This window comes from Streptococcus sp. HMSC072C09, from assembly GCF_001813105.1.
Taxonomy (GTDB): Bacteria; Bacillota; Bacilli; order Lactobacillales; family Streptococcaceae; genus Streptococcus.
On the sequence record NZ_KV811485.1, the window covers coordinates 460,410 to 464,011 of the forward strand.

Here is a 3,602-nt window from a genome sequence, read left to right on the forward strand (position 1 = left end):
CAGGACTGAGTCCTTTTCTACTATTTGTATAGAAGTGTATACATTTTTAATCTATCTTTGTGTAACCAAAAATGTTTTTGAGCTAATCATTGTCAATTATATACTCTATTTAAGTGAACACTGGAAATTTTAAATGCTGGTCTTATACTGTAAAATGTACTTTATTTAAGGGAAAACTAAAAATTTTTCAAATGTACATTCATACAAAAACACGGCTCATGAATCATGGCCGTGTTATATTTTACTTAAGTTAGTTAACTAATTCTCTTAGTTAATATTTACTTACATTTTATTTGCTTTAATTCCTTCATCTCTTTTAGAATACTAAAAATATAGAAACTAAATAGAACTACACCTAAAAAAGATAAAACAAAGAAACCAGACGTAAGTTTTTCGCCTCTAACAGCTAGTACTCCAAGGGAAAAAATACCGATAGCCATTATGGAAATTATGAGGATAAACCACAAGTAAATCATATAAAACTTATAAAGATAGCAAAAGGACTTATTTTTTTGTTTAGGGTTATCCTTCCATTCTAAATAAAAGAAATAAGGTATAAAAATAATTAAAATAAATAGAAATTCTATCTCTATCATAACCTCTCATCTTATCTCCCTTAATCAAATACATGATTTATAGCATATTAAAACTTTTTATTTAAGCAAACTAATGACAAAATCTACATGCCAAATCATCGATTAATCAATTCCTCAATTTCCTTTACCCCTTCAAACTCTCCAACACTTTCGAAAAGTTCTATAGCCCGTTTGAAATGTCTATTGGATAATTCCGTATTTTTCAAGGCTAAATAGATTTCACCTAACCCTCTATAGCTACAAGCTTGAGAAATCACATCATCAGTCTCTAAAGATTGTTCCAATGACAGATTCATGAATGTAAGAGCTTCATCAAGGTTGTTTAATTTAAATCTCACATAGCCTTGTTCGTAGTTATTCACAGCTTTCTTTAGATTATCGTTTGGAAAATACTCTCCAACTATCTTCTCTTCGTCTTCAATGAGTTTTAAAGCCTTATGAAAATCACCCTGATCTCTGTAGATCATCGCTAATTGATGTAAGCCAATATGTTCATGTTCTTTATCTTCATTTTGTTGAGCTAATAAAATGTATTTCTCAAAGATATGGGTACACGAGGCATAGTCTTTTTCTGCCAATAATAAATACCCCATCAGATTTAAAAGACTAAAATCTGTACAGGTATCAATGGAAAAATCTTGTTCAACCAACTGTTTAGCTTCTGATGTTTTTCCCTCCAGAAACAAGTTCCAAGCTGTATCAAGTTTAGAGACCATCTATTTTCCCCTTTCAACTATAAACAACCTTCATAAAATAAAATCACTCAACAAGAAGATGCTAAACACTACCTTTATAAATTTAATCTACTAGGCTAAAGTATAGCAAAAAGCCCAAATAACTACTATTTGGGCAAAATGTTACTTAGTTTCTTTTTAAACGAGCAATGAGTAACTTAATAAGATAAGCTAGAACCACAAGTGCTACTACGCGTGATAATAGATAGAAAATAAAATAAACAAAATAGATTTGCATATCTGACACCTCCTAAATAAAAGAGATTAACCATCTTGTCCTCAATATTATTGTACTCCCGTTTGAAAGCGGAGTCAAGCGCTATGATAAATAGTATCAACATCTGGAATAAATGTAAAGCCTACAAAAAGCAAAATAAATTAATCTGTTTCATTTTGAAATCCTTTAACGATTGTAAATTATATCCTATTTTAGAAGAGGTACGTAAGAAGTTATCAATTTAGATAAAGTCAAAGCAAGAGAGAAATATAATTAGTAAACATAAATACAATATTTTTTACATTTTTTATTATACTTTTATTAGTATAATTGGTAAAATCTTAATTAATAAAAATTATGGTCTATCTAATATTCCAATTACCTTACAACACAGGTTGATTGAATAGGATTAGATAACCGAAGTAATGTTGAAACGAATGGAGGGGGCTAATATTAAGAATTTAATAAGTGATCAAATGTCTAATAGACAAATCATCAAAGACTTTATTAGTAGTTTTATTAGTTCTTTAAGTGGAAAAGCTTTTAATTTTGCTTTAGGATTAATGTTACTGGACCAAACAAAATCGGCAATGAGTTTTGGAATCAATATGATCATCTATCCTTTAGTCAGTTTGATTTTCTTGCTTCCAATCGGTAATTTAGTAGACCGATACCGTCATAAAAAGATCTTAATTTATAATTTCATCTTTAGGCTTATAATTTTTCTTCTGTTTTATGCTTTTTATTTTTTAACGAATTCATCTACTATCTTATATCTCGTAATCCCGTTTGTCATACTCCACTCTATTACAGTTAACATCAATGATACTTGTTATTCAGCCTCTATCCACGAGTTAGTAAATGATACAAAAATTCAACGATTAAGCTCCGTTACACAAACTGCCATTGCTATCGCAACCATGCTTTCGCCAGCTATTGGAGTCATTTTTTATAATTGGTTAGGCTTCTCAGGCTTTATTCTCATAGAAATCATTGCAAATCTCCTTGCTTTAGGTGTCTTACTTACCATGAAATTCTTCTATGAACACGATGGGCAGGAAGCTGAGATCAAACAGAATGAAAACCATCAACACGGGGTTAAAGAAATTATCCAATTCTTAAAAGAAAATCAGATTGTCAAATATATTATTCTTGTTAGTGTTGTACTGAATTTTTTCTATACTTCCATTAGCATTGGAGTACCATTTGTAGTCAAAGAGCAACTCTTATTAGATAATGCGACAGTAGGTATTTTAGAAACTATGTCTGCGGTTGGAATGTTATTAGCCAGTGTGTCTATGTCACTACTACCAGACAAAAAAGAAAATAACACACTTCTCTCTAATAGAATTCGCATTCCACTTTTTCTTCTAACCATCGCTATCGTTGGTTTGGGTATTACATTTGCAACTAGTAACACCCAGGTGATTATTTCTTCCGTTGGCGGTTTATTTATGGGAATTATAGCATTTACTCTTGTTATTCTAAATATTGTCGTCATGACCTATCTTCAAAGTAGTATTGAAACAAATTATTTAGGAAGAGTAATGAGTACTTTGTTCACACTAAATACGTCTATCATGCCGATAGGTACCATTGTATTTACTTATCTATTTCAAAAGGACATAAACGGAGGTCTGATATTCATATTTGGAGGGACTTCTCTCCTGATCTATACCATGATAATGTTACCTAGAATATATAGAATACTCCAAAAAGAACACATTTATTGACATTGAAACATAAGCAGTACTAAAACGTAAAACGAAAAAGACAAGGATAAAACACCTTGTCTTTTTTTAAAATACTAACAACTTAGACTAACAATGGGACTTTTTTCATAATTTAGCACCTTTTTAGTAACCTGTTCAAGATACGGATGTATAGTCCAGATAAAGACAATTCAAATTAGATTACGTCTATCTATTTACTTACCTTTTATTTGCTTTAATTCCTTTATCTCTTTTAGAATACTAAAAATATAGAAACTAAATAGAACTACAAATAAAAAAGATAAAACAAAGAAACCAAACGGAAGTTTTCTTCCCATACCAG

General features: G+C 30.3%; 2 protein-coding genes. One reads left to right on the forward strand and one right to left on the reverse strand.

All coding sequences use genetic code 11. From position 1 onward, the window contains the following. Positions 1-691 precede the first annotated feature (691 nt). The gene (locus tag HMPREF2893_RS02335; RefSeq protein WP_070673974.1) at positions 692-1,312 is read right to left on the reverse strand and encodes a tetratricopeptide repeat protein; all 621 of its coding nucleotides are present in this window, start codon (positions 1,310-1,312) and stop codon (positions 692-694) included. A gap of 711 nt (positions 1,313-2,023) precedes the next feature. On the opposite strand from HMPREF2893_RS02335, the gene HMPREF2893_RS02340 reads away from it, so the two are divergent. Then, positions 2,024-3,280, forward strand: coding sequence for an MFS transporter (locus tag HMPREF2893_RS02340; RefSeq protein ID WP_261674171.1), 1,257 nt, complete (start codon positions 2,024-2,026; stop codon positions 3,278-3,280). Positions 3,281-3,602: the final 322 nt, after the last annotated feature.

Coding starts and splice junctions, on each gene's coding strand:
- HMPREF2893_RS02335 (WP_070673974.1), bottom strand. CDS start 1,312: ATGGTCTCTAAACTTGATACAGCTTGGAACTTGTTTCTGGAGGGAAAA.
- HMPREF2893_RS02340 (WP_261674171.1), top strand. CDS start 2,024: ATGTCTAATAGACAAATCATCAAAGACTTTATTAGTAGTTTTATTAGT.